Origin of the sequence: Micromonospora sp. NPDC049801 (genome assembly GCF_040656575.1) — a bacterium.
Taxonomy (GTDB): Bacteria; Actinomycetota; Actinomycetes; order Mycobacteriales; family Micromonosporaceae; genus Micromonospora.
This window is the reverse complement of sequence record NZ_JBFAMS010000012.1, coordinates 1-26,133: the sequence shown is the minus strand read 5'-3', so window position 1 is coordinate 26,133 and position 26,133 is coordinate 1. Positions and strand designations below refer to the sequence as shown.

The 26,133-nt window shown below is 71.1% G+C and carries 27 protein-coding genes and 2 tRNA genes; 10 read left to right on the top strand and 19 right to left on the bottom strand.

All coding sequences use genetic code 11. The features are described from left to right. The first annotated feature begins 106 nt into the window (after positions 1-106). From AB0I89_RS21335 to AB0I89_RS21320, 4 genes are read left to right on the top strand one after another with little or no spacing between them, the layout of a single operon-like run. Positions 107-1,876, top strand: coding sequence for a proline--tRNA ligase (locus AB0I89_RS21335; RefSeq protein WP_357129345.1), 1,770 nt, complete (start codon positions 107-109; stop codon positions 1,874-1,876). A gap of 56 nt (positions 1,877-1,932) precedes the next feature. After that, entirely contained in the window at positions 1,933-2,358 is a 426-nt protein-coding gene (locus AB0I89_RS21330) for a CBS domain-containing protein (RefSeq protein WP_357129342.1), read from the top strand. A gap of 29 nt (positions 2,359-2,387) precedes the next feature. After that, positions 2,388-2,816 (top strand): SufE family protein, encoded by a 429-nt coding sequence (locus tag AB0I89_RS21325; protein WP_357129339.1) that lies wholly within the window; start codon positions 2,388-2,390, stop codon positions 2,814-2,816. A gap of 20 nt (positions 2,817-2,836) precedes the next feature. After that, on the top strand, positions 2,837-3,478 hold the full coding sequence (locus AB0I89_RS21320) for a DsbA family oxidoreductase (RefSeq protein WP_357129336.1): 642 nt from the start codon (positions 2,837-2,839) through the stop codon (positions 3,476-3,478). 36 nt (positions 3,479-3,514) lie between these two features. On the opposite strand, the gene AB0I89_RS21315 is transcribed toward AB0I89_RS21320, so the two are convergent. The 5 genes from AB0I89_RS21315 to AB0I89_RS21295 form a co-directional block, all read right to left on the bottom strand. Continuing rightward, positions 3,515-4,063 carry a YbaK/EbsC family protein gene (locus AB0I89_RS21315; protein ID WP_357129854.1) on the bottom strand — a complete coding sequence of 183 codons (549 nt, stop codon included), beginning with the start codon at positions 4,061-4,063 and terminating at the stop codon, positions 3,515-3,517. Positions 4,064-4,146: 83 nt separating this feature from the next. Further along, entirely contained in the window at positions 4,147-4,341 is a 195-nt protein-coding gene (locus AB0I89_RS21310) for a hypothetical protein (protein WP_357129333.1), read from the bottom strand. 82 nt (positions 4,342-4,423) lie between these two features. Continuing rightward, the gene (locus AB0I89_RS21305) at positions 4,424-5,077 is read right to left on the bottom strand and encodes a GAP family protein (RefSeq protein WP_357129331.1); all 654 of its coding nucleotides are present in this window, start codon (positions 5,075-5,077) and stop codon (positions 4,424-4,426) included. A 51-nt stretch (positions 5,078-5,128) separates the two neighbouring features. After that, positions 5,129-6,517, bottom strand: coding sequence for an MFS transporter (locus AB0I89_RS21300; protein WP_357129328.1), 1,389 nt, complete (start codon positions 6,515-6,517; stop codon positions 5,129-5,131). A gap of 59 nt (positions 6,518-6,576) precedes the next feature. After that, a complete protein-coding gene (locus tag AB0I89_RS21295) occupies positions 6,577-6,837 on the bottom strand; it encodes a hypothetical protein (protein ID WP_357129325.1) in 261 nt (86 codons plus the stop codon). A gap of 219 nt (positions 6,838-7,056) precedes the next feature. Between AB0I89_RS21295 and AB0I89_RS21290 the strand changes: the two genes are divergently transcribed. Both AB0I89_RS21290 and AB0I89_RS21285 read left to right on the top strand, forming a co-directional pair. Next, a complete protein-coding gene (locus AB0I89_RS21290; RefSeq protein ID WP_357129322.1) occupies positions 7,057-11,502 on the top strand; it encodes an HAD-IC family P-type ATPase in 4,446 nt (1,481 codons plus the stop codon). Positions 11,503-11,558: 56 nt separating this feature from the next. Further along, a complete protein-coding gene (locus tag AB0I89_RS21285) occupies positions 11,559-12,017 on the top strand; it encodes a hypothetical protein (RefSeq protein WP_357129319.1) in 459 nt (152 codons plus the stop codon). 28 nt (positions 12,018-12,045) lie between these two features. Here AB0I89_RS21285 and AB0I89_RS21280 read toward each other — a convergent pair whose 3' ends face one another. Then, entirely contained in the window at positions 12,046-12,372 is a 327-nt protein-coding gene (locus AB0I89_RS21280) for a hypothetical protein (protein ID WP_357129316.1), read from the bottom strand. A 105-nt stretch (positions 12,373-12,477) separates the two neighbouring features. On the opposite strand from AB0I89_RS21280, the gene AB0I89_RS21275 reads away from it, so the two are divergent. Next, complete coding sequence (locus AB0I89_RS21275; RefSeq protein WP_357129313.1) at positions 12,478-13,206, top strand: LPXTG cell wall anchor domain-containing protein; 729 nt, start codon at positions 12,478-12,480, stop codon at positions 13,204-13,206. Between the two features lie 300 nt (positions 13,207-13,506). Here AB0I89_RS21275 and AB0I89_RS21270 read toward each other — a convergent pair whose 3' ends face one another. After that, a complete protein-coding gene (locus AB0I89_RS21270; RefSeq protein ID WP_357129310.1) occupies positions 13,507-13,995 on the bottom strand; it encodes a VOC family protein in 489 nt (162 codons plus the stop codon). 208 nt (positions 13,996-14,203) lie between these two features. On the opposite strand from AB0I89_RS21270, the gene AB0I89_RS21265 reads away from it, so the two are divergent. Then, on the top strand, positions 14,204-14,707 hold the full coding sequence (locus AB0I89_RS21265; RefSeq protein WP_357129307.1) for a MarR family transcriptional regulator: 504 nt from the start codon (positions 14,204-14,206) through the stop codon (positions 14,705-14,707). 96 nt (positions 14,708-14,803) lie between these two features. On the opposite strand, the gene AB0I89_RS21260 is transcribed toward AB0I89_RS21265, so the two are convergent. The 7 genes from AB0I89_RS21260 to gyrB form a co-directional block, all read right to left on the bottom strand. Beyond that, positions 14,804-15,004 (bottom strand): hypothetical protein, encoded by a 201-nt coding sequence (locus AB0I89_RS21260; protein ID WP_357129304.1) that lies wholly within the window; start codon positions 15,002-15,004, stop codon positions 14,804-14,806. Between the two features lie 78 nt (positions 15,005-15,082). Next, positions 15,083-15,158 (bottom strand) — tRNA-Ala (locus AB0I89_RS21255). Positions 15,159-15,193: 35 nt separating this feature from the next. Beyond that, complete coding sequence (locus tag AB0I89_RS21250) at positions 15,194-15,322, bottom strand: DLW-39 family protein (protein WP_007453934.1); 129 nt, start codon at positions 15,320-15,322, stop codon at positions 15,194-15,196. Positions 15,323-15,364: 42 nt separating this feature from the next. Beyond that, positions 15,365-15,438: transfer RNA gene (locus tag AB0I89_RS21245), tRNA-Ile, on the bottom strand. A gap of 153 nt (positions 15,439-15,591) precedes the next feature. Beyond that, a complete protein-coding gene (locus AB0I89_RS21240) occupies positions 15,592-16,497 on the bottom strand; it encodes a DUF3566 domain-containing protein (RefSeq protein ID WP_357129300.1) in 906 nt (301 codons plus the stop codon). Between the two features lie 4 nt (positions 16,498-16,501). Then, on the bottom strand, positions 16,502-19,024 hold the full coding sequence (gene gyrA / locus AB0I89_RS21235; RefSeq protein ID WP_357129297.1) for a DNA gyrase subunit A: 2,523 nt from the start codon (positions 19,022-19,024) through the stop codon (positions 16,502-16,504). 130 nt (positions 19,025-19,154) lie between these two features. Further along, positions 19,155-21,101, bottom strand: a complete 1,947-nt coding sequence (gene gyrB, locus AB0I89_RS21230) for a DNA topoisomerase (ATP-hydrolyzing) subunit B (protein ID WP_357129293.1) — start codon at positions 21,099-21,101, stop codon at positions 19,155-19,157. Between the two features lie 521 nt (positions 21,102-21,622). On the opposite strand from gyrB, the gene AB0I89_RS21225 reads away from it, so the two are divergent. Then, positions 21,623-22,177, top strand: coding sequence for a hypothetical protein (locus AB0I89_RS21225; protein ID WP_357129290.1), 555 nt, complete (start codon positions 21,623-21,625; stop codon positions 22,175-22,177). Here AB0I89_RS21225 and AB0I89_RS21220 read toward each other — a convergent pair. Then, on the bottom strand, positions 22,162-22,638 hold the full coding sequence (locus AB0I89_RS21220) for a MarR family transcriptional regulator (protein ID WP_357129287.1): 477 nt from the start codon (positions 22,636-22,638) through the stop codon (positions 22,162-22,164). The two genes, AB0I89_RS21225 and AB0I89_RS21220, sit on opposite strands and share 16 nt — an antisense overlap. A gap of 100 nt (positions 22,639-22,738) precedes the next feature. On the opposite strand from AB0I89_RS21220, the gene AB0I89_RS21215 reads away from it, so the two are divergent. After that, entirely contained in the window at positions 22,739-22,966 is a 228-nt protein-coding gene (locus tag AB0I89_RS21215) for a hypothetical protein (protein ID WP_357129284.1), read from the top strand. 10 nt (positions 22,967-22,976) lie between these two features. On the opposite strand, the gene AB0I89_RS21210 is transcribed toward AB0I89_RS21215, so the two are convergent. The 4 genes from AB0I89_RS21210 to AB0I89_RS21195 all read right to left on the bottom strand — a co-directional run. Then, a complete protein-coding gene (locus tag AB0I89_RS21210) occupies positions 22,977-23,615 on the bottom strand; it encodes a DciA family protein (RefSeq protein WP_357129281.1) in 639 nt (212 codons plus the stop codon). Further along, on the bottom strand, positions 23,605-24,738 hold the full coding sequence (gene recF, locus AB0I89_RS21205) for a DNA replication/repair protein RecF (protein ID WP_357129278.1): 1,134 nt from the start codon (positions 24,736-24,738) through the stop codon (positions 23,605-23,607). Before recF ends, AB0I89_RS21210 begins: the two co-directional genes overlap by 11 nt. A 16-nt stretch (positions 24,739-24,754) precedes the next feature. Then, positions 24,755-25,627 (bottom strand): phosphogluconate dehydrogenase (NAD(+)-dependent, decarboxylating), encoded by an 873-nt coding sequence (gene gnd / locus AB0I89_RS21200; RefSeq protein ID WP_357129275.1) that lies wholly within the window; start codon positions 25,625-25,627, stop codon positions 24,755-24,757. 38 nt (positions 25,628-25,665) lie between these two features. After that, positions 25,666-26,133, bottom strand: a 468-nt coding sequence (locus AB0I89_RS21195; RefSeq protein ID WP_357129272.1) for a DNA polymerase III subunit beta, incomplete at its 5' end; no start/stop codon positions are given.

Genomic DNA, 26,133 nt, shown 5'->3' with positions numbered 1-26,133 from the left:
CCGCCCGGACGGGTCAGTTTCGACGACCGCGACGAGACTGGCCGGCCGGTGGCGCGCTGGGCGAATTGGGTCGCCTGGACGATCAGCCCGGCCCTAGGCTGCGCGAATGCTGCTACGCATGTCGACCCTGTTGCTGCGGACCCTGCGCGAGGATCCGGCCGACGCGGAGGTGCCGAGCCATCGGCTGCTGCTGCGCGCCGGGTACATCCGCCGCGCCGCGCCGGGCGGCTACACGTGGCTGCCGCTGGGCAAGCTGGTGCTGGACCGGATCACCGAGGTGGTGCGCGCCGAGCTGAACGCGATCGGCGACCAGGAGGTGCACTTCCCGGCGCTGCTGCCCGCCGAGCCGTACCGCACCAGCGGCCGGTGGACGGAGTATGGCGACCTCCTCTTCACCCTCGCCGACCGGCGCGGCGCCGAGCACCTGCTGGCGCCCACCCACGAGGAGATGGCGGCGCTGCTGGTCAAGGACGTGTTCACCTCGTACCGGGACTTCCCGGTGACGCTCTACCAGGTGCAGACGAAGTTCCGCGACGAGGCGCGGCCCCGGGCCGGTGTGCTGCGCGGCCGGGAGTTCCTGATGAAGGACGCGTACTCCTTCGACCTGGACGAGGCGGGCCTGCGGGATGCGTACGCCCGGCACCGGGCGGCGTACCAGCGGATCTTCGATCGGCTGGGCCTGGACCACACGGTGGTGCACGCGATGTCCGGCGCGATGGGCGGCTCTGCGTCGGAGGAGTTCCTGGCCTCGACGCCGGTCGGCGAGGACACCTTCGTCGGCTGTACCGCCTGCGACTACGCGGCGAACACCGAGGCGGTCGTCACCCGCGCGCCCGCTGCGGGCGACCCCGACGCCAAGCCGGCGGCGCAGGTGCACGACACCCCGGAGACTCCGACGATCGCCAGCCTGGTCGAGCTGGCGAACAGCCGGCGGCTGGGTGACCGCGACGACTGGACCGCCGCCGAGACCCTGAAGAACGTCGTCCTGACCGTGCGTCAGCCCGGGGCGGACCGCGCCGAACCCCTGGTGGTCGGGCTGCCCGGGGACCGGGAGGTCGACCTGAAGCGGCTCGCCGCCGCGCTGGAGCCGGCGCAGGTGACGGTCTTCGAGGAGTGGGCCGACCATCCGGAGCTGGTACGCGGTTACCTCGGCCCGCAGGTGCTCGCCAAGCTGGGCATCCGCTACCTGGTCGATCCCCGGGTGGTGACCGGCTCGGCATGGCTGACGGGCGCGAACGAGCCGGGTCGGCACGCCACCGACGTGGTCTGCGGCCGGGACTTCACGCCCGACGGCACGATCGAGGCGGCCGAGGTACGTGCCGGCGACGCCTGCCCCGACTGCGCCGACGGCGAGCTGACCATCCGGCGGGGCATCGAGATCGGGCACATCTTCCAGCTCGGTCGCCGGTACACCGACGCGTTCGCCGTCGACGTGCTCGGGCCGGCCGGCAAGCCGGTCCGACCCACCATGGGTTGCTACGGCATCGGGATCTCCCGAGCGGTCGCGGCCATCGCCGAACAGCACCACGACGAGCATGGGCTGCGCTGGCCGGCGGCGGTCGCGCCGTGCGACGTACACCTGGTGGTGGCGGGCAAGGGCCCGCAGCTCGACGCGGCGCTGGACCTCGGCGGGCGGTTGGCCGCCGCTGGCGTGCGCGTGCTGGTCGACGACCGCACGCACGTCTCGGCCGGGGTGAAGTTCACCGACGCCGAGCTGATCGGCATCCCGCGCGCCGTCGTGGTCGGCCGCCGTCTGAGCGACGGGTACGTCGAGCTGCGCGAGCGGGCCGGTGACCGGCGGACGGAACTGCCGGTGGACGCCGTGGTGGAGCGGATCGTCGACGAGGTCGGCCGCGAGCGTGCGAACCTGGTGTAGCCGCCGCGTCACGGGGTAGTGCAGTTGGATCGGGTGAAGCGTCTTCGGAGGATCTCATGACCGGTTACCGGGTCAGCGACGTGATGACCAAGCAGGTCGTGTACCTGTCGGCGGAGACCACCCTGGACGAGGCGGCCAGGGTGATGAAGGAGGCGGACATCGGCGACGTGGTGGTCACCGACGGCGCCACCCTCGCCGGCATGCTCACCGACCGGGACATCGTGGTCCGGGCGGTCGCCGAGAACGCGTCTCCGGCGTCGACCACCATCGGCTCGATCGTCACCCGCGAGGTGGTCATGATCGAGCAGCACTGCACGGCCGGGGAGGCCGCGGCGCTCATGCGGGACCGGGGTATCCGGCGGGTGCTGGTCTGCGACAGCGACCGCAAGCTGGTGGGCATCGTCTCGCTCGGTGACCTGGCCATGCAGCTCGACCCGACCAGCGCATTGAGTGAGATCAGCGAACAGTCGCCGACCACGTGAGCCGTCGGCGCCAGCGGTAGCCTCGACTCATGGCTGACATGCCGGCCCGACTGGCCGAGATCGTCGACGAGTTCGCCGCCGCGCCGCGCGACCTGGTGTTGGAGATGCTGCTGGAGTACGCGGACGTCATTCCCCTGCTGCCGGACGACGACACCGCGCGCGAGGGCATGGAGCAGGTGCCCGAGTGCCAGACCGCGTTCTTCCTGCGCGCCACCGTGACGCCGGACGGGGTGGTCGAGACGCTCTTCGACTGCCCGCCGGAGGCGCCGACCACCCGGGCGTTCGCCGGGATCCTCGCCGAGGGGCTGGCCGGCGCGAGCGCCGAGGAGGTGCTGGCGGTTCCGGACGATCTCTACCAGCGGATGGGCCTGGCCCAGGCGATCAGTCCGCTGCGGGTACGCGGGGGCACCGCGATCCTGGGCCGGCTCAAGCGGCAGGTCCGGGAACAACTCGGCTGAGCGGGCAGTTGCCACCGATCATGGAGATCGAGATCTACGCGGACGTGGTCTGCCCGTGGTGCTACCTGGGCAAGCGTCGCCTGGACGAGGCACTTGCCCGCTACGACGGTGAGGTGACCGTCCGCTACCGGCCGTTCCAGCTCGACCCGTCGCCGGTGCCCGAACCGCTCCCGGTGGTCGACGCGCTGGCCGACAAGTTCGGCGGTCCCGACCGGGCGCGGCAGATGGTCGAGCGGGTGGTCCAGGTCGCGGCGGGCGACGGGCTCCGGCTGGACTACGACCACGCGGTGGCCGCGAACACCTTCGACGCGCACCGGCTGGTCGGCTACGCCACCGAGCGCGACCGGGCGGCCGAGATGGTGGACGCCCTGTTCCAGGCGCACTTCACGAAGGGTCTCGACATCGGCTCCCGGGAGGTGTTGGCGACGATCGCCGGCTCGATCGGCCTGGACGCCGCCGACGCCCGCCGGTTCCTCGACTCCGACGAGCGGACCGCGGAACTCGCCGCCGACCTGGCCGCCGCCCGTGACCTGGGCATCACCAGCGTGCCGACGTTCGTGCTGGCCGGAAAGTACGCGGTAAGCGGCGCCCAGGAGACGTCCACGCTGCTCGCCGCGCTGGCCGAGGTCGAACAGCGGGAGGCCGCTGCCGGTCAGGCGTGATGTTTCACGTGCAACGGTATCGATGCTGATGCCTGGTCAGGCCGGCCTGGCCAGGCCTTCCACCACCTGCGCGCCGGGCAGTGCGCCCAGCGCCGGTCCGGGCAGCGCGATCTTGCTGTGCCGTACGCCGGACCCGATGATCACGTGCGGGGTGGCGATCACCCGCGCGTCCACCAGGATCGGCCACTGCGCCGGCAGCCCGATCGGGGTGATGCCGCCGTACTCCATGCCGGTCAACTCGACCGCGTCGGTCATCGGGGCGAAGCTCGCCTTGCGGACGTCCAGCGCCCTGCGGGCCACCCCGTTCACGTCGGCCCGCGTGGTCGCCAGCACGATGCAGGCCGCGTAACGGACCACACCCTCGCGCTTGCCGGCCACCACGACGCAGTTGGCCGACACGTCCAACCCCACCTCGTACGCGGCACAGAACTCCGCCGTGTCGGCGAGGTCGGCGTCGATCGGCGCGACCAGCACGTCGTCGACGTCGACCGGCGCTTCGGCGGGCCACTGGGCGATGGCCTCCGCGACCGGCGGGGCGAGCAGATCGAGGCGGGCACGGGCCGGTTCGGTCTTCAACGTTCCCATCACGGATGCGATCCTCGCACCCGTGCCGCCGGATCGCCCGTCGACACCGGCGACGTCCCGCGACGCCACGTCCACGTCGCGGCTCAACTGCCCGCGAGGAACGCGTTGTTGCGCATGAACGAGCGGTCGCGGTCGGCCGCCAGCTCCTCTTCGCGTCGGGCCCGGGCCCGCTGAAGCTCCAGGTCCTCCAGCGCGTGCCGGACGCCCAGACGGATCACGCCGTAGAGGAACACGAAACCGAAGACGTAGAGGATCACCGTGGTGACGACAACGAACATGGCGTCACCGTAAGACGAACGTGAACCGGCGCATCTCTCATCTCCGCGCGGTTCCCCCGTACGTGTCCGGGGCACCGGGACCTCACCTCGACTTGACCAGGTCCAACACCGTGAGCAGCGCGAAGAACGCGATCACGATCTCGTTGACGATCCACGCGTGCCCCTCGGCCCAGCTCCGCATCCGGGCGAGCACCCGCGCGGCCTTCGACCCGAGCAGCACCAGCGCCAGCAGCGGCACGGCGAGCAGCAGCACGGTGAGCAGCACGAACGGCACCAGGTGCCACCACGGAAGGTCGTGCCGGGCCACGGTCGCGCCCACCGTGGCCATGGTGAGGTCGTCGGTGGGTGTCACCACGAAGAGCAGCGCGCCCGTACGCGCCGCCCAGCGCGGATCGGCGTGACTGACGCTGCCCAGCCATCGTGGCGGCCCGGAGCGGTCGCGGCGTACCCAGATCACCACGGCCATGACCACCAGCAGCGCGAGGACCACCAGGTCGATGGCCGGACCACTGTCGACCTTGCGGGCGGCCGTGCTGGCGTCGTTCGCCAGCCCGCCCAGCACCCGGGTCAGCAACCAGCTCACCGTCACGCCGGCGACCACCACCAGTCCGGCGCCGGCGAGGAAGCCGGACGACGCGGCCCGGGGCCGGTCGGACGAGGCGAGGAAGATCGCCACGACCAGTTGGGTCCCGGCGACCATCACCACGGCCAGCGGCAGGACGGTCAGGAAGCTCACCGCTGCCATCCTGACGCCCGACCGGGACCGATGCGCCGAATCGGCGGTGGATCACCCGCCCGGCCGGGTACTCCCCGGCACCACCACCCGGCCGGCCAGCAACGCGCCGAACAACGCCAGACCAGCCGCCACCACGAGCGTCACCAGATAGCTCGACGGGCCGGGCGCGCTCCCCGTAGCCAGAACGGCGCCGGTGAGCGCCAGCACGGTCGCCGCGAAGAGGGAGTCGCCCAGTTGCAGCGACGAGCTGTTGCGGCCCTGCTCACCGGGTGCGGACAGCTCCAACGTGAGCACCGACAACGACGGGTAGAGCAGCCCCATGCCGAGCCCGGCGACCGCCCAGCCCAGCACGGCGACGGCCACCGGCACCTCGGGTCGGACGGCCAGCGCCACCGTCGCCGTACCGGCCGTGATCGCGCACAGGCCGACGCGCGGCAGGCTGGCCCGGGAGGCCGGCACCGGAATTCGGCCCTGTATCCAGGAGCCCACCGACCAGGCCAGCGCGCCCACGGTGAGGACCAGCCCGGCGGCGGTCGGCGACAGTCCCCGCTCCCGGGACAGCATCAACGGGATGACCACCTCGGCGCCGACGAACGCCGCCGACGCCAGACCCCGCAGACCGACGACGGTGGGCAGCCCCCGGCCCGCCCGGAGGAACCCGGCTGGTAGCAGGCGCGGAGCGCAGATCACCAGACCGGCCAGGGCGAGCGCGATCACCGTCAGGGCCGCCACGCCGCGCTGCTGCCCCCCGATGTGCAACAGTGCGGCGCTCGCGCCCGCCCCGCAGGCCCAACCGATGCGGGCGACCGCGCCGACCGGCGGCCGCGTCGCCACGGTCGCGTCGAGCGACCGCAGGCCCGGCTGGATCAGCAGCACCGCCGGGACGGCCACCGCCGGAACCACGAGAAAGACCCACCGCCAGCCCAGGTACTCGACGATCAGCCCGGCCAGCGCCGGCCCGACCAGCGAGGGTACGACCCACGCCGCCGCGAACGCGGCGAAGATCCGCCGGTGCAGTTCCTCCGGGTACGCCTGCCCGACGATGACGTAGAGCGCGACCGAGAGCAGCCCGGAGCCGAAGCCCTGCACCACCCGGCCGACCACCAGTGCCGCCATCGCCTGCGCCGTACCGGCGATCAGCAGTCCCACCACGAACCAGGCGACGCCGTGCCACATCGGCCCCCGGGGTCCCCGCGCGTCGCACCAGATGCCGGAGACGACCATCGCCAGCACACCGGCGGCGAACGGGCCGCCGAACGCGATGCCGTACAACGCCAGGCCGTCCAGACTGCGCGCCACGGTCGGCATGGCCGTGCCCACCGCCAGCGCCTCGAAGGCGAGCAGCGACACCAGCGCCACGCTGCCGACCGTCATCGCCCGCAGCCGAGACGTGAACAGCCCGACGGGCGCTGGGGCGAGGGTGGTGGTTCGGCTCGACATGCACCGAGCCTGCGACCTCAACCCGGATTCATGTCAACCGGGGCGTGACCCGGATCTCGTCAGGCTTCCTGGATCGCCTCCCCGACGCCGCGTACCAGTCCCGAGAAGTGCTGGTCCGCGAGGAGATGCCCGGCGGTGATCACCAAGGCGAGCGGCCACTCGATCACCTGCAACGCGGCCAGGACCCCGAGCCCGGCGTAGTAGGCGACCTTGTCCGGTGGCGGTACGGCCACCTCGCCCAGTATGGGCAACTCGACCCGCCGGCTGTACATCTGGACGTTCTCGCGTGAACCGTTGAGGTGTCGCGTCAGCGTGCTCATTCCGGCCTCCCCGTGTCCGGTGCTGGTCGTCGGATTCCACCGGCCACCCTGTCCATGCGCAGCCCGCCGCGCAAAGTTCCGGTCCGCCGAGGGGCATAACGGACGCCAGGTCGGGAAGCCAGGCCGCCGGACGCGAGGGCGGCGGGAGGACGAGATGACCGACGGCACAACAATCGGCAACGGGGAGTCGGGTCGGCGTCCGTCCGGCCGTACGCCTCGATGACGGCGGCGGGTCGTGCCGCCGGCCGCCTCCTGCCGTCCATCGGCGTACCGCACCTGGTCGGTGAGGCGTCCCGGACCGTCGGGTCGGCCGCGACCCGGTTGGCCCGGACCGCCGGCCTCAGCCGACGCCGGGTCTGGTCGCGCCCGGGCCGCCACCACATCGAGGTACACGGTGTCTGCCAGGACGGCGGCGACCGGTTGGCCCGGCAGGTCGAGGCCGCGCTGGAACGGCTTCCCGGAGTCGCCTGGGCCCGGGTGAACGCACCCTCGGGTCGGGTCGTGGTGGCCGTGCAGGCCCCCGAGCCGAGGCTGCGCGACCTCATCGCCGCCATCAGCCGGGTCGAGCGGACCTGTGACCACGAGCCCGACCCGGAGATCCCACCCCCGCACCCGCCGGAAGAGGGGCCGCGTACGCCGCGCACCCTCGGCGCGCTCGCCTCGGACGCGCTGGGTCTGACCATCTCGGCGGCCACCCGCATCCTGCCTTTCACACCGTTGCCCGGTGAGGTCGCCGGCCTGCTGGCCGCCGCCGACCTGCAACCGAAACTGCACGCCTTCGTCGGTAGACGACTGCGCTCCGACCCCCGCGCCGACGTCATCTTCCCGCTGGCCGAAGCCGTCGTGCAGGGCCTGACCGGCAGGTGGACGGGGATAGTCCTCGACGGCGCCCAACGGATGGTGCAGTGGGGCGAGGCGCGGGCCCAGCTCGCCGCCTGGGAGGAGGCCGAGCCACGGCTGACCGGTGACCCGGAACGTGCCACCGCCCGGTGGCCGGCGGTAGAGCGCCCCTGCCCGAAACCGGACGGCCCGGTCGAGCGCTACATCAACCGGGTGCTCGCCGCGGGCGCGGCGGCGGCAGCCGCGGCGACGCCGCTCGCCGGACCCAAACGGGCCGCCGCGCTGGGACTCTCCGCGCTACCGAAGGCCCCGGGCAGCGGACGGGAGGGGTACGCGGCGCAGCTCGGCCGAGTCCTCGCCCGGCGCGGGGTGATCGCGATGGACCGCAGTGTGCTGCGGCAGTTGGACCGGATCGACACGCTGGTGCTGGACGCCGCAATGCTCGGGTCGGAGCGGGGCGTACTCGCCGATCTGGCCCCGGCGGCCGACGCGGACGTCGACGAGGTGGCGGAGCGGGCGTTCGAGCTGTTCGACCCCGCCGACCCGACCACCGCGCGGGAGTCCGATGGTTGGCGGCTCGCACCCCTGGACCGGCTGCCCGAGGACGCCCGCGGCGACGTACCGGACGGCGAGCGGCTGCGTACGGCGGGCGGGCAGTTGCTCGGGCTGACCAACGCGGGACGACTGGCGGCGCTGCTGCGGGTCGAACCGGAGCCCGCGCCCGGAGTCGACGGTCTACCCGCCGCCGCGCGGCACGCCGGACTGAGGCTGGTCGTGGCCGGGGGCGACGAGCAGCGGTACGACTTCGCCGACACGCTGCTGCCCGGTGGAGACCGGTTGGCCGACTCCGTACGCGCGCTCCAGCGCGACGGCGCGGTGGTCATGCTGGTCTCCGGCGACCGGGCGGCGCTCGGCGCGTCCGACTGCGGGCTCGGCATGTCGGCCGCCGAGGAGTTGCCCCCGTGGGGAGCGCACCTGCTGGTCGGCGCCGACCTTCGGGTGGTGGCACTGTTGGTCGAGGCGACCGGGGCAGCCCGGCGGATGACCCAGCAGAACATCCGGCTCGCCATGGCGGGCACCGGACTGGGTGCGCTGGGCGCGTTCACCGCGCCGCCGGCCCAACTGCCACATCGGGCCCTCGTGGCGGTCAACGGCGCGGCCGCGCTGGCGTTCGCGAACGGGGTCTGGCGGGCCCACCGGCTACCCGACCGGTCGGACGCGCCGGCGCCGGTGGCGACCGCCTGGCACCTGATGCCGGTACGGACCGTGCTGGACCACCTGGACACCACACCCGACGGGTTGACCAGCGCGGAGGCGCACCGCCGGCATGACGACAACGGCACGGGCGGCGGCACGCCCAGCGGTGGTGGGCTGCTGCGGGCGTTCCTGGACGAGCTGTCCAACCCACTCACACCCGTGCTGGCGGCCGGGGCGGTGCTGTCCGCGTCGTTCGGCTCGCTCGTCGACGCCGCGCTGGTCGGCAGCGTCGTCGGCGGGTCGGCACTGGTCGGCGCCGTGCACGAGCGCAACACCGAACGTTCGCTGGCGGAGCTGCTGTCGCGCTCGGCGGTGACCGCCCGGGTCCGCCGGGACGGAGCCGAGCAGGTCGTCGCGGCCGAGGACCTGGTGCTCGGCGACGTCATCACCCTCGAACCGGGTGACTCGGTACCGGCCGACTGCCGGGTGCTCGAATCGGTGGGATTGGAGGCGGACGAGTCGTCGCTGACCGGCGAGTCGCTGCCGGTCGCCAAGAGCAACCGGGCGGTCGTCGCCGCGGCCATCGCCGACCGCCACTCGATGCTGTACGAGGGCACCACCGTCGCCGCCGGCCACGGCACCGCCGTCGTGGTGGCGACCGGGGCCGACACCGAGTCCGGCCGCAGTCTGGCGCTGGTCCGCCAGGCGCCCCCGACGAGCGGGGTGGAGGCTCGACTCGGCTCGTTGACCAGCGCCGCCATCCCGTTGGCCGCCGGTTCGGCGATCGCCGTCGCCGGGGCGGGACTGCTCCGGGGCGTACCCCTGGCCGAAACGGCGGCGACCGCCGCGAACCTGGCCGTGGCGTCGGTGCCGGAGGGGCTGCCGTTCCTGGTCAGCGCCGCGCAACTGGCGGCGGCCCGACGCCTCGCCGAGCACGGCGCGTTGGTCCGCAATCCGCGCACCATCGAGGCGTTGGGCCGGGTGGATGTGCTCTGCTTCGACAAGACCGGCACCCTCACCGAGGGCAAATTGCTCCTCGCGGGGGTCGGCGACGGGGTCGGCGACCGGTACGCGCCGGTGGACCGGCTCGATGACCGCCTACGGTCGACCCTCGCCACCGCGCTGCGGGCCACCCCGGCGGCGGCCGATCCGGAAGAATTGGCGTTGCAGACCGACCGGGCGGTTCGGCGGGGCGCCGACACGGCTCAGGTTGTCGAGCAGACCGGGGCGACCGGCTGGCGCGCGGTCGGCGGGCTGCCGTTCGAGCCGTCCCGCGGCTACCACGCCACCGTCGGCGAGACCGACGGACGCCTGCTGTTGAGCATCAAGGGCGCCCCCGAGACGGTGCTGCCCCGGTGCGTGAACCGGCGTACCGACGGCCGACGGGAGCCGCTGGACGACGCCGGCCGCGCGGAACTTCAGCGCGTGTTGGCCGACCGGGCGGGTGCCGGGCACCGGATCCTCGCTGTCGCCGAGTGCCAGGTGGACGCCGCGCAGATCATCGACGCCGAGGTCCAGGGGCTGACCTTCGTGGGGTTCCTGGCGCTCGCGGACGGGGTCCGGGAGAGCGCCGCCCCGGCGGTACGCCGCATCCGGCAGGCGGGCGTGCACACCATCATGATCACCGGTGACCACCCGGCCACCGCCGAGGCCATCGCGGCCACCATCAGCGAGCACGACGAGCAGCGGGTGGTCACGGCCGCCGAACTCGACCAACTGGACGACGAGGCGCTCGCCGAACGGCTCGCCACCACCGACGTGGTGGCCCGCTGCACCCCGACGCACAAGGTACGGATCATCCAGGCGTTGCAGAAGTGCGGGCGGACCGTGGCGATGACCGGCGACGGCGCCAACGACGCCCCGGCGATCCGGCTGGCCGACGTCGGCATCGCCCTCGGCCAACGTGGCACACCGGCGGCCCGGGCGGCCGCCGACCTGGTGGTCACCGACGACCGCTTGGAGACCATCATCGCCACCCTGGTCGAGGGGCGTGCCATGTGGTCCTCGGTCCGGCACGCGCTGAGCATCCTCGTCGGCGGCAACCTCGGCGAAATCGCGTTCAGCGTGCTCAGCGCCGCGGCGACCGGCCGCTCGGCCCTCACCGGCCGGCAACTGCTGCTGGTCAACCTGCTCACCGACCTGGCCCCGGCGCTGGCCATCGCGGTCCGGCCACCCGCCTCGGACCGCACCGACGGACTGCTTCGGGAGGGCCCGGACGCGTCCCTCGGTGAGACCCTCAGCAGGGAGATCGGCCTGCGCGCGGCGTCCACCACGCTGGGCGCGACGGTCGGCTGGACGTTGGCCCGGTACACCGGGCGGCAGCGCCGGGCCGGCACCGTCGCTCTCGTCTCCCTGGTCGGCACCCAACTCGGCCAGACCATCCTGGCCGGCGGCACCAGCCCGGCGGTGCTGGCGTCCACGGCGGCGTCGCTGGGAGTGCTCGTCGTGGTGGTGCAGACGCCGGGTGTGAGTCAGTTCTTCGGCTGCACCCCGCTCGGGCCGGTGGGCTGGACCATCGGCGCCGGATCGGCGCTCGGCGCCACCCTCGCCAACGGCGCGCTCACCAGGCTGGTCGCGCATCTCCCGGCAGCCCGACCCGACCTCGCCCAGCCCGTCGACGGCGACTGACGGCAGCGCTGACCGGTGGCTCGGGCATCATTGATCTCGCTGACTAGCCTGGCGGCATGCCGTCGTTCCTGGCCAACGGAACTCGTCCGAAAGCCTGGCCAAGTCTTCCGCTTGCGCTGCTGCTGCCCTGCGGCCTGCTGATACTGCTGGGTGTCACCGACGACCGCGAGCCGCCCCCACCCGACGGCGTGCTGACGCCGGCGACGGTGATCGCGGTGGAACCGGCCCGGACCACCGACGGCCCCTACGTCCTGCTGCGGGTAGACGCCGTCGACGGGCCCGCCACCTGCGGCATCTACGAACGGTCGTTTCCCGACCGGCGGCTACCGCCGCTGCACCAGCAGCTCACCATCGACTACACCCCGTCCCGGTGCATGCCGGAACCGGTCAACACCGAACTGCCCCGAGGGGTCATCGTCGCCATGGGAGCCATCGGATTGGCGGTGTCGCTCCTGTGGCTCCGGGCAGGTCCGCGCTTCCAACGGCTGACGCGCGCGCGGCGCTCCCGCTCCTGACAAGGACGACCCCCGGGCCGACACGTCGTTACCGGAGCGGTCCGGGGAGCGGCACCTCGCCCCGCATCGCCTTCCCGGCCAACTCGATGCGTTCCGGATGAAGTCTGTCGTCGCCAAGGGGGTGACCGGGCGAATTGATGCAGCGCTGCCCCGACGCGGCGCTGCACACCGGACACGCGAGAAAGAATCCGGAGGATGGCACGAGTTCGACGCCCTGGGCCAGCGCGGCTCTGCCAATCTTGACGACCGCTGCGAGCAGGTCGTCGTCCTGGTGCCGGGTAGCGGCAGCGGCCACCTCCCGCATCCCTTCCCAGAAATTCTCGGCCGAGTTCGGTTCGTTCACGTCGATGCGCACGATCGCGGATCCCCGCCTCCCGTCCCGGTAAACGCGGGGCCATGCGCTACGCCCGTGGGCGGTAGTATCCGCAGGCTTTGATCTACAACGGGGAGGACGATCCACATGCGAGGCAAGATCCCGGCCGGCATCGCGATAGCGCTGGCCTTCATGGTTCCGGCCGCGCCGGCGATGGCACAGAGCGCGTCGCCCGGGCTCGACCAGAACTGCCAGACGGTCGAGCGCAAGACGTTCACGGACATCCGTGAGCTGTTCACCTTCGACCTGGACACCGCCAATGTCAGCCAGCTACGGCTGCTGGCCAACCGGATCCTGTTCGCCGCAAACAACGAAGCCCTGCCCACCCTGCCCGACGTCATTCAGAAGCGGCTGGACGGCACCTCGGCGGATCTGCGCGCCTGGCTCAAGAACGACGCACAGGCCGTCTGGACGATCGATCTGCGGATCAAGGTTGGCCAGACGATGACCGGCGCCGGCCCCAAGGTGAAGGAGGCCGCGCAGAAGACGCTCGACGCCGAAACAGTCGACCCTTACCTGGCCTACCTGAACGAGGGCCTGTACGCCGCCCGTGCGCTCGACTGCGCGGCGCAGCCCACCCCGACGCCGACGACGTCGCCGACGACGCAGCCCACCCCCACGGCGAGCGCGACGTCGACCGTCGCGCCGACTGCGGCCACCTCCACCAGCCCGGTCGCCGCCGGCGGTGATGGTGGCGGACTGCCCGTGACCGGCGCCGACACCGCGACAGTGGCCGGCATCGGCGGCGCGCTCCTGCTCGTCGGCGGCGCGAGCTTCGTGATCGCACGCCGTCGCCGTTCCCGCTTCGTCGCGTAGCTCGATCCGGACGCGCCCGGCCCGACACATCGTCGGGCCGGGCGCTTCTTTGCGCAGGTCAGCGACCCGTTGCGGCCACCGGAGTCGTCGTCAGCGGCCAAATTGGCGGTAGGCCCGAAGAGTTCGTCGAGGCGCCCAGGCGAGGATCCACTGTGGGAACGGCCCTCGCCGACGGCGGCGATTATCCTGCGGGTCGCCCATACGGCAGGCGGGACCCGCCTCCGGACGTCCAGAGGTGAGTCCCGCCTGCCGTGAACCGCGCACCGGATGACCATCGGCGGCGAGGTGCGGGCCCGCTGTCTAGCCCGCGAAGCCGCCCTTGGGCTCGATGATCTCCAGGTTCGTGCCGTCCGGATCGGAGAAGTAGGCGACCTTGGTGCCGAGCGCCGCCTCAGGGGTGACCTCGCCCGCGATGAACGTGTAGTCGTCGCCGAGGAAGTCGTAGCCGGCTTCCTTCATCCGCTGGTACACGGCGTCGAAGTCGTCGACCCGAAAGCAGAGATGCATGGAGCCGGGGCGGTTCGCCATGCCGTTCGTGCGTTCCCCGACCGGCTCCTGGAACTCGATCAGGTCGATGCCGAGACCGTCCAGGTTGATCGTCGCGTATCGCAGCTTCGCGGTAGGCAGCCCTTGCGTAATGCCGAACCGCACGCTGCCCATGGTCCCCTCCGCCACAGGTTCCCGCCCGGTGAGAGCGGAATAGAACGCGATCGAGGCGTCCAGATCCGAGACTGAGATCCCGACGTGGGCGGCCCGGGTGAGGTTCATCGGAGTGCCGGAGACGGTCATGACGCACCTTTCGCTGTGGCCCGGCACCTCAACGGGTACGCCCAGGTTCGGGCGGCTCCACGAGGAACCAGGCTGATCGGTTCGGCGGCCGGGTGGAGAATCCAGCGACGGCCACCAAACTTGCTTGCAAGGGCCTGATGTAGGCGCTAGCTGACATTCCCGGAACAGGCTTACCCTGAAACTCCCGCCCCAAAGGAAGACCCGGACCATGACCGCCACGGATCCCGCGCTAACCGCCCTCGCCAGCGGATGGGCAGCCCTCTCCCTCCTCTACGGCAGGATCGAGGCACACCTTGAGCGCGCTCTGCAGTCCGCGCACGACCTCAGCGTGCGGGAGTACTCGTTGCTCGACGTGCTCAGCCGCCAGCACGACCGCGCAGGCGGCCATCTGCAGATGAAGCAGGTCGCCGACGCCGTGGTGCTGAGCCAGAGCGCCACCACCCGCCTGGTCGCCCGTCTGGAGGACCGTGGCCTGCTCTCCCGCTACCTGTGCCCGACCGACCGCCGCGGCATCTACACCGACGTCACCGACGCCGGCCTGAAGCTCCTGCGGGAGGCCCGGCCGACCAACGACACCGCCCTGCGGAAAGCGCTGGACGACGCCGCCAAGAACCCCGAGTTGGCGCCACTGGTAACGGCAGTCGAGGCAATGGACCTCACACGTCGACCCATGACCACTCACGGTGAGACGTCGAAGGGTTCGACTGCCTGAGGCGGCGTGGCGGTGGGCGGCGCTTCCCGCCGGGCGCAGCCGGGGAGTCGTGGTAGGGCCCGCGACGCGACCCGTCGGTCTGCTTCCGGGAAGCGGCTAGGCCGTATCCCAGTCGGAGGAGGCCGAGACCTCGTAGGGGATCGTCGCCAACAGCTCGGCAGGCCCTTCCAACTTCCAGGCCCGGACGCAGCAGCCGCAGCCGCCATCCTCTTCGGCGTGGGTGAGAGCGTCTCGGTTGGCGTTCAACCAGGCCTCAGCCGCCTCGACCTCGCTCGGCTTGTCTACGGAGGCCGCCATGGTTTGCCGGATCACAGCGAGCACCGTAGCGCAGACCGGTTGGCTGTACCGAGGGCCGAGATCAGCCGAAGAAAGCGCTGGTGGAGCCCAGGGGACTCGAACCCCTAACCCCTGCCTTGCAAAGGCAGTGCTCTGCCAGTTGAGCTAGGGCCCCGCAACGACGGCGACCAAATCGCCGCCATCTTGATATCAGCGCAGGTCGGGCGCGGTGGTCGCCTCGTGCCAGAGGGCGCGCTCGTCGTTGGCGGCCTTGACCTTGTTGAAGACGACGGCAGCCACGCCGACGACGCCGGCCAGGATCAGCAGCTTCTTGAACATGGGGCAACCCCTTGCGCTCGACTACCGTCGGACGATGTGCGGTGGGGCTAGATGGAATCGAACCATCGACCTCAGAGTTATCAGCTCTGCGCTCTAACCGACTGAGCTATAGCCCCGCGTAGCGACGAGCAAGATTAACCCATCCGCCGCGCCGGCCCCAAATCGGGGTCCGACTGCGCGATCCGGGTCGTCGCCGCCCGCAAAACCTACCTGAGTACGGGGCGTCGGAGCGACCGCATTCCGCGGAGGCCCCGACGCCCCGGTCACACTCAGTCCCGCTCGGCGAGCGTCAGCTCGATCCCGCCGACCAGGTCGGCGCAGACGTTGTAGACGAACGCGCCCAGCGTGGCCAGCGCGGTGAACAGCACCACGTTGACCAGGCCGATCAGCGCCGAGCTGAGGATCACGCCCTTGGCGGTGATCTGGAACCCGCTGGTGCTCTGCCCACCACCCGCGTTGACCAGGTCGCTGAGGCTGTCGTTGACGCTCTGGAACACGCCCATCGCGTCCAGCGCCAGGTAGAGCACCGACGTGGCGACCACCACGACGATGAACAGCACCACCGAGACGGCGAACGCGAACTTCATCACGGACCAGGGGTCGATCCGCTTGAGGTTCAGCCGGGCCCGGCGCGGCCCACGGGACGCCGCGGAGCTGACCGAGCTCCGCGCGGCGCGGACCGCCTCGCCGACCCGGGCAGCCCCGACGGCCGACGGGTTGCCGATCCCCGGCGGCAGACCGCCACCGCTCACGGGGCGACCACCGGTGGACGTACGCCCCGGATCCGGCGGCGTCATGCCCGGTGTGATCCGGGGCTGCGTGCCAGTAGCCCCGGTCGATGTCGCCTGACCGGGTCGGGTGCTGATCGGCTGCGTGGTCGTCGGCCGCGCCGGGTTCGGGGCGGCCGCCGTGGGGGCCGCCCCGGTGGACGTCGCTGCCTCACCGGCCGACTTCTCGGCCTTGGTGTCACCCGATCCCGCGTCCTCGCCGGGCTGCTCCGGCGGGGGTGTCATGCCGGGAGCCCGGGTGAATTTCGGGGCAGGCGCGTCGGCGGGAACCGTGGCCCGGCCCACGGCCGCGCGGCCGGTCGCTGGTGTGCCGCCCTTGGCGGCCTCCTCGTCGACCGGGTTGGCCGAGGTCCCCGTGTTCCCCGACTTCGCCTGTGTCTCCGTCATTCAACTAGTCCTGTTCGTCAGGCTCGTCGGCATTGCGAGCAATCGCCACGATAGTCACGCCGTCCGGGAGGTCCATCAGCTTGACCCCCATTGTGTTCCGGTCACGCGTACGGCGTACAGGCTTCACCGGAGTCCGGATGACACCACCGTTGCTGGTGATCGCGAACAACTCGTCGTCCGGGTCGATCACCACCGCACCGACCAGACCACCGCGCCGTTCGGTGATCTTCGCAGTCAGCACGCCCTTACCTCCCCGGCCCTGCACCGGGTATTCCTCGATCGGGGTACGTTTCGCGTATCCCCCGTTCGTGGCCACCAGGACGTCCAGACCGTCCCGGACGACCTCCATGGCGAGTAGGACATCGTCGTCCGTGAAGCGCATGCCGATCACGCCCGAGGTGGCCCGACCCATCGGCCGCAGCGCCTCGTCCGAGGCGTTGAACCGGATCGCCTGCGCCTTCTTCGAGACCAGCAGCAGGTCGTTCTCCGGCGCCACCAGAGCAGCACCGACCAGCTCGTCCTCATCGCGCAGGTTGATCGCGATGATGCCGCCGGAACGGTTGGAGTCGAACTCCTCGAGCCGCGTCTTCTTCACCAGGCCGTTCTTCGTGGCCAGTACCAGATAGGGGGCTACCTGGTAGTCCGGGATTTCGATGATCTGCGCGATCTGCTCATCCGGTTGGAAGGCGAGCAGATTGGCCACGTGTTGGCCCTTGGCTACCCTACTGGCTTCCGGCAACTCGTACGCCTTGGCCCGGTACACCCGGCCCTTGTTCGTGAAGAACAGGATCCAGTCGTGCGTGGAGCATACGAAGAAGTGGCTGACGATGTCGTCCTGCCGCAGCGTGGCGCCACTGACGCCCTTGCCGCCCCGCCGCTGCGAGCGGTACAGGTCGACCTTCGTCCGCTTGGCGTACCCCGTCCGGGTGATCGTGACGACCACGTCCTCCCGGGCGATGAGGTCCTCCATCGAGACCTCGCCGTCGAACGGAATGATCTGCGTACGCCGGTCGTCGCCCCACTTGGCGACGATCTCGCCCAGCTCCTCTGAGACGATCTTCCGCTGCCGCTCGGGCTTGGCGAGGATGTCCTTGAGGTCGGCGATCTCGATCTCAAGCTTCGCCAGGTCGTCGATGATCCGCTGCCGCTCCAGGGCGGCGAGCCGGCGCAGCTGCATGTCCAGGATCGCGGTCGCCTGGATCTCGTCGATCTCCAGCAGCCGGATCAGGCCCTGCCGGGCGTCGTCCACCGTCGGCGACCGCCGGATCAGGGCGATCACCTCGTCCAGGGCGTCCAGCGCCTTGCCCAGGCCGCGCAGGATGTGTGCCCGCTCCTCGGCCTTGCGCAGCCGGTACGCGGTCCGCCGACGGATCACGTCGATCTGGTGCTCGACGTAGTACCTGATGAACTGTGCCAGGTTGAGCGTGCGCGGCACCCCGTCGACGAGCGCCAGCATGTTGGCGCCGAACGTCTCCTGAAGCTGCGTGTGCTTGTAGAGGTTGTTCAACACCACCTTGGCGACCGCGTCGCGCTTGAGCACCAGCACGATCCGCATACCGGTACGACCGGAGGACTCGTCGCGGATGTCGGCGATCCCCGCGAGCTTGCCCTCCTTGATCAGCTCGGCGATCCGCTCGGCGAGGTTGTCCGGGTTCACCTGGTAGGGCAGCTCGCTGACGACCAGGCAGGGACGACCCCGCTTGTCCTCCTCGACCTCCACCACGGCCCGCATCCGGATCGAACCACGACCCGTGCGGTACGCGTCCTGGATCGCCGTCGTGCCGACGATCAGACCGTGGGTCGGGAAGTCCGGGCCCTTGACGATGCCGAGCAGCGCCTCGAGGGTGGTCTCCTCGTCCTCCTCCGGGTGCTCCAGGCACCACTGCACCGCCGCGCCGATCTCGCGCAGGTTGTGCGGCGGGATCTTGGTGGCCATGCCGACCGCGATGCCCTCGGAGCCGTTCACCAGCAGGTTGGGGATCCGGGACGGCAGGATGGTGGGCTCCTTGGCCCGGCCGTCGTAGTTGTCCTGCAGGTCGACGGTGTCCTCGTCGATGTCCCGCAGCATCTCCATCGCGAGGGGGTCGAGCTTGCACTCGGTATATCTCATGGCGGCAGCCGGATCGTTACCCGGCGAGCCGAAGTTGCCGTTGCCGTCGACCAGCGGGTAGCGCAGCGACCACGGCTGCGCCATCCGGACCAGCGCGTCGTAGATCGCCGAGTCGCCGTGCGGGTGGAACTGGCCCATCACGTCGCCGACGACGCGGGAGCACTTCACGTAGCCGCGGTCCGGCCGGTAGCCGGAGTCGAACATGGCGTAGAGGATCTTGCGGTGGACCGGCTTGAGCCCGTCCCGGACGTCCGGCAGCGCGCGCCCGACGATGACGCTCATCGCGTAGTCGAGGTAGGAGCGCTGCATCTCCACCTCGAGCCCGACCGGTTCGATCCGGTCGTGCGCGACCACCGCGGCGATGGCCTCGGTGGGGACCTCGGGCTCGTTCGGTGTGGACTCGGGGGAATCGGTCACTGTATACCCTTATCAGACTCAGAGTCGTTTTCGTGCTGTGGATAACGGCTGTGGATAGCCGTCAAGCTGTGGATAACTCTGTGGACCGGCGGGCCAGCCAGGTGCTGCCCGGCTGGCCCGTCGACGTCCGTCAGATGTCCAGGAACCGCACATCCTTGGCGTTGCGCTGGATGAACGACCGGCGGGCTTCGACGTCCTCACCCATCAGGACGCTGAACAACTCGTCTGCGGTTGCAGCGTCGTCGAGCGTGACCTGACGCAGGGTGCGGGTCGCCGGGTTCATCGTGGTCTCCCACAGCTCGGGATAGTTCATCTCGCCGAGGCCCTTGAACCGCTGGATGTCGTCCGGCTTGGCGTTCGGCTTCTTCTGCTGGCGCAGCGCGATGAGCCCGTCCCGCTCCCGGTCCGAGTAGGCGTACTGAGCGTCGTCGCCCTTCTTGTTCCACTTGATCTTGTAGAGCGGCGGGGCGGCCAGGTAGACGTGCCCCAGCTCGACCAGCGGACGCATGAAGCGGAACAGCAGGGTGAGCAGCAGGGTCTGGATGTGCTGGCCGTCGACGTCCGCGTCGGCCATCAGCACCACCTTGTGGTACCGCAGCTTCTCCATGTCGAAGTCGTCGTGGATGCCGGTGCCGAGCGCGGTGATCAGCGCCTGGACCTCGTTGTTCTTGAGGACCCGGTCGATCCGCGCCTTCTCCACGTTGAGGATCTTGCCGCGGATCGGCAGGATCGCCTGGGTGCGCGGGTCGCGACCCTGCTTGGCCGAACCACCGGCCGAGTCGCCCTCGACGATGAAGACCTCGGACTCGCGCGGGTCGGTGGACTGGCAGTCGGCCAGCTTGCCCGGCATCGAGCCGGACTCCAGCAGCGACTTGCGTCGGGCCAGCTTGCGGGCCTGCTGCGCGGCGATCCGGGCGCGGGCGGCCTGGGAGGCCTTCTGAATGATCGTCTTGGCCTCGGCCGGGTTGCGGTCGAACCAGTCGACCAGCCGGTCGTTGCAGACCCGCTGCACGAAGCTCTTCACCGGGGTGTTGCCCAGCTTGGTCTTGGTCTGGCCCTCGAACTGCGGGTTCGTCAGCTTGACCGAGATGATCGCGGCCAAGCCCTCTCGGATGTCCTCGCCGGAGAGCTTCTCGTCGCCCTTGAGCAGCTTCTTATCGGTGCCGTACCGGTTGACCACGCTGGTCAGCGCGGACCGGAAGCCCTCCTCGTGGGTGCCGCCCTCGTGCGTGTTGATGTTGTTGGCGAAGGTGTAGACCGACTCGCCGTACGACTCGTTCCACTGCATGGCGATCTCGAGGGACATGCCCTCTTCCTCGGCCTCGAACTCGACCACCGTCTTGTGCATCGGGTTCTTGGAGGCGTTGAGGTGTCGGACGAAGTCGGCGATACCGCCGTCGTAGCGGAAGGTGACCTCGCGGGTCTTGCCGTCCTCGTCCTCCGGGACCCGCTCGTCGAGCAGGTGGATGGTGATGCCCCGGTTGAGGAAGGCCATCTCCTGCAGGCGTCGGTAGATGGTCTGGAAGTCGAAGTCGATCGTCTCGAAGACGTCCGCGTCGGGCCAGAAGGAAACCGCAGAGCCGGTGCGGTCGGTGGTCTCGCCCTTCTCCAGCGCGGATGGCTTGGAGTTGGTGTACTGCTGCCGCCAGACGAAGCCGGACTTGTGGATCACCACTGCCATCTTCGTCGACAGCGCGTTCACCACGGAGACGCCGACGCCGTGCAGGCCGCCGGAGACCGCGTACGCCTTGCCGTCGAACTTGCCACCCGCGTGCAGCACGGTCAGTGCGACCTCGACGCCCGGCTTCTTGAGCTTCGGGTGGAGGTCGACCGGGAAGCCACGGCCGTTGTCGGTGACCTGGACCCCACCATCGGCGAGCAGCACCACGTCGATGGTGTCGCAGTAGCCGGCCATCGCCTCGTCGACCGCGTTATCGACGACCTCCCAGACGAGGTGGTGCAGACCGCGCTCGCCGGTGGACCCGATGTACATACCGGGCCGCTTGCGGACCGCCTCCAGCCCCTCGAGAACGGTGATCGACTCTGCGCCGTACTCCTGCTTGTCCTGCGCTGCCACCCTCGGCCACTTTCTCGCGTCGTCGGCGCCGGTGGGGCGCGTCGGGCGCGGGTTCGGCGGGACATGACGCGACGTCGGCGCGCGGACCGGTGCCGGAGATCTCCGGACAGCGGGTCGAACGCGCCGGTCGCCGCGGTCGCCCGCGGATCGCGATCGGCTCGACCCGGGGTGGAGAATGACTTGGGGCCACCGGCCCCGTCGCTCGCCCGCACCGGGTCTTCGTCTCGCTGTCAATCCTACTGTGCGCGGGGGACAGAACCACCACTCGGCACCCTCAACGAGGCGGCTGAGATGTCCGTAGCCGGCAGAACCCCGTTACCCTCGACTCCCCCCACACGCCACGCCCTGTTCGGACGCGCCGCCCCCAGACAGGTTGACCCGCGCTCGGGCGGGTCGGGGGTCGCGGTCGGATCGTCCGTGCCGTACGTTTGCGGCGCCCCGGAAGCGGCCTTGATCTTTACCGGCCGGAACCGGGACGATCGACCCGATCGACCCGACACGTGCTCTCTAAGAGGTGACAGATGGGGCTGGACAACGTCGCGGTGCAGTGGCCGCGGACCGGCCGCTTCTACGATCCGGTGGCGCCGGCCGAGTTCGTCGACTTCGGCGAGATCGTCGACCTGCCACGGATCTCCGCGCCGACGGCGGCGCTGGCCGAGCTGATCGCGAAGACCGGCACCGTCCGGGCGACCGCGTACACCGAGCTGGTGGATCTCCTGCTCGGCCTCGAAGGTGTGTTGTACGCCACAGACGCCGCGGCCGAGGACGAGGACCCGGTGATCGACCCGGACGGCTGCGCCTGGATCGCCGGTGGCATCGAACGGTTCGTGGCCGGGCACCGGGAGTACGGCGAGACGGTCACCTTCGACTCGGTGAGTACGGTGCTGCGGTCGCTGCTCGGCGACGGTCGGCTGGCGGAGCAGCAGCTGCGCTGGCTGGACACCCGGCTCGACGCGTTGCGCGACGAGAGCGGTGATCCGCCGCAGTGGAACTTCACCTGTGCGGAGCTGGGCGTGCTGGCGGCGTTCTACCGGCGGTGCGCCGAGCGCGGCTTCGCCGTCTACGCCGACGCCTGAACCTCCGGGCCGGCGGGGCGGTTGGCGGCGGCGATCACCTGAGTGAGCGCCGCGTGCAGGTGTTGCAGGTCCTCTACGGGCAGTCCGAGGCGCTGGACGATCGCGGCCGGGATCCGCTCGGCCTGGGCGCGCAGGGCCATGCCGCTGGCGGTGAGGGTGACGGCGAGGCTGCGCTCGTCGGCGGCGTCCCGTTCCCGGCGCAGGTAGCCGGCCGCTTCGAGCCGCTTGAGCAGGGGTGACAGGGTGCCCGGGTCGAGCTGCAACAGGCGGCTGAGGTCACGGCCGGACAGCGGGGCGTGCTGCCAGAGCGCCAGCATCACCAGGTACTGCGGGTGGGTCAGGCCCATCGGCTCCAACAGGGGCCGGTAGACGGCCACCACGCTGCGGGCCGCAACCGACAGGGCGAAGCAGACCTGCTGCTCCAGCGCCAGCGGATCGGTGCCCTGCGGTTGGTCGCTCATCGGTTGCTCTCCTCGCGCACGGCAACTATCGTACCGATCGTTGGTACACCAACCATTGGTGCGGCAACCTTAGAGCGACGGCACGTGGGAGGGGCGGCAGATGAGCGAGGACGGCGCTACCACCAGAGCACCCGGCGAGGGCGGTCGACTCCTGAGCTGGGCCTTCCGGCACCTCGCCGGGCCGGCCGACGGCGTGCAGGGCGCGGTGCAGGGCGGTTCGACGGCCGCCCGCGAGGCGTGGAAACGTGACCTGGCCGAGCGCAAGCGCTACACGCAGGAGCAGCGCGAGCGAAAGCGTGCGGCCCGGGAGGCGCAGCGGCGGCGCTGAGCAGGCCGGCTCAGCCGTACGTGTCGCGCGGTCCCCGCCCGCGTACCCGCCGTGGACCCTTCTGCCAGGACGGCGCGGCCGGCCCGTGGATGTGCAGCTTGCGCACCACGTTGTGGCCGACCTCCTGGGCGATCTGCTTGAGCAACGAGCCGGCCAGCAGCCGCAACTGGGTGGCCCAGGCCGTCGAGCGCGCCTCCACGGTCAACTCGCCGTTCTCCAGCTTGACCGGCCGGCTGTGCTGGGCGACCTCCGCGCCGACCACCCGCTCCCACGCGCCGAACACGGTGGCCTCCGCCGCGGGCTGCTGCCAGCCCCGCGCCTTCACCAGCCGGTTCAGCACCGCGCTCAGGGGCTGCGGGTCGCGCGGGTCAGGCCCCGGGCCCGAGTAGCCACGCAGCCGCCGTCCCGAGCCGCCAGCGCCGTCGGCGCCAGCGCCACCGCCGGAGGTACGCCGGGTGCGCGCCGCCGCCTGGCGGCGGGACAGCGCGGCGTCGAGCACCGCCCGCGCCAACTCCGGGCCGCTGGGCCCCTCCGGCTGCCCGTCGGTCGCCCCGGCAGGTGGAGTACGCCCGCCGGCGGCATCCCCGGCCTGCCGGCCGCTGCCGGTGGACGTGCCGCGCGCCGGCCGGGTCTCTGGCTCATCCGACATGTCGTACCGTCCCCTCGCCGACCTGGTAACGGGTGCCCCGCAACGCGGCCGGAACGTCGTCGTCCACGGCACAGGTGACCAGCAGTTGACTCGCCCCGCCCACCAGTTCCGCCAGCCGTTCCCGACGACCGGCGTCCAACTCGGCGAAGACGTCGTCGAGCACCAGGACCGGTTCGATGCCGTCGGCGCGCAGCAGGTCGTACCCGGCCAGTCGCAGCGCGAGCGCGAACGACCAGGATTCGCCGTGACTCGCGTACCCCTTGGCCGGCAGCGGGCCGAGCGACAGGGCCAGCTCGTCCCGGTGTGGCCCGACGAGCGTGGTGCCCCGTTCGATCTCGGCGGACCGCGAGGCGGCGAGCGCGGCGGTCAGCGCCTCGGCGAGCGTGGCCCGGTCGGTGGTCGGTTCGGCCAGTTCGACCGTCGGCCGGTAGGCGATGCCGGCCGCGCCCCGGCCGGCGGCCACCGCGTCGTACGCCTTGGCGACGTGCGGGGTGAGCGCGGCGACCAGTTCCAGCCGGCCGGCGAGCAGCTCCGCGCCGTGCTGGGCCAGATGGGTGTCCCACACCGCGAGGGTGGCCAGGTCGCCGCCGCGGGAGCCGCCGGTCTTGCGGGCGAGGTACGCCGTGCGCAGCAGGGCGTTGCGCTGTTTGACCACCCGGTCGTAGTCGGCGCGTACGCCCGCGTAGCGGGGTTGCCGGTTGACCAGGAGGTCGTCGAGGTAGCGGCGACGCTCGGCCGGATCGCCCCGGACCAGTTCCAGGTCCTCCGGGGCGAACAGCACCAGCCGCAGCGCCCCGAGCACGTCGCGCGCCCGTCGCGCGGGCGATCGGCCCAGTCGGGCGCGGTTGGCCCGCCCCGGCACGATCTCCAGCTCGACCAGGAGTTCCCGCCCGTCGTGTACGACCGCGCAGCGGATCACCGCCGAGGAGGCGCCCATCCGGACCAGCGGCGCGTCCGTGGCGACCCGGTGCGAGTCCAGGGTCGCCACGTAACCGAGCGCCTCGACGAGGTTGGTCTTGCCGACACCGTTGGCGCCGATCAGGACGTTCGCCCCCGGCTGGAGGTCGACGGCGACCCGCTCGTACGAGCGGAAGTCGACAAGTTCCAGCCGGCGGACATACACAGGTTGTGGATACCGCTCAGCGCTTGTGGACGGCGTGGCCGCCGAACTGCTGGCGCAGCGCGGAGACGGCCTTCATGGCGGGCGAGTCGTCCTGTCGCGACTGGAACCGGGCGAACAGGGAGGCGGTGATGACGTTCAGCGGTACGGCGAGCCGGACCGCCTCGTCGACCGTCCAGCGCCCCTCGCCGGTGTCCTCGGTGTAGCCGCTCAGGTCGGCCAGCTCCGGGTCCTCGTCGAGAGCGCGGTCCAGCAGGTCGAGCAGCCAGGAGCGGACGACCGTGCCCTCGCGCCACGACTTGAACACGCCGGGCACGTTGGTCACCAGCTCGGAGGCGGTCAGCAGCTCGTAGCCCTCGGCGTAGGCGTGCATGAGGCCGTACTCGATGCCGTTGTGCACCATCTTGGAGTAGTGGCCGGCGCCCACGGGGCCGGCGTGCACGAAGCCGAACTCGCCCTCGGGCTTGAGCGCCTGGAAGATCGGCATGAGCCGGTCGACGTGCTCCTGGGCGCCGCCGACCATCAGGCCGTAGCCGTTCTGCCGGCCCCAGACGCCTCCGGAGACGCCGACGTCCACGTAGCCGATACCGCGCGCGTTCAGCCGCTCGGCACGGGGAGCGTCGTCGCTGAAGCGGGAGTTCCCGCCGTCGATGATGATGTCGCCGTCCCCGAGCACCTCGGCGAGTTCGTCGATCGTGGCATCGGTGACGCCGGCGGGCACCATGACCCATACGGCACGCGGCGATTCGAGCTTCTGTGCCAGCTCGGCGAGGTTAGCCGCGTCGCTCAGCTGCGGGTTGTGATCGAATCCGACCACTTCGTGGCCGGCAGCCCGCAACCGCTCGCGCATGTTGCCGCCCATCCGGCCGAGTCCTACCAGGCCGAGCTGCATTTGTTCCTACCTCCGTGGATCTGGTGTTGCTGGGCCGATCAGCGAGAGACGCGGATCGGCATGATGAGGTACCGATACCCCGGAATGACCTCACCATCCTCGCCAGCGGGTGAGATCACCGCCGGCTTGAAAGCGTCGACGAACGAGAGCATGGCGGTCTGCGCGCCCAGGTTTGCCAGGCCGTCGATGAGGTACTGGGGGTTGAAGCCGATGGTGAGCGCGTCACCGGTGAAGGTGGCCTCCATCGCCTCGCTCGCCCGTGCCTCCTCGGAGCCGCCGGCCTCGACCACCAGGCCGTCGGCGCTGAAGCTGAGCAGCACCGGCGTGGTGCGCTCGGCCACCAGGGCGACCCGCTTGACCACCTCGATCAGCGTGCTCACCGACACCCGCGCCTCGGCGTTGTGGGTGGCGGGGAAGAGCGAGCGCACCGGCGGGTAGTTGGCGCCGTCGAGCAACCGGCTCGTGGTGCGACGGGTGCCACCGGCGAGGCCGACCATGCCCTCACC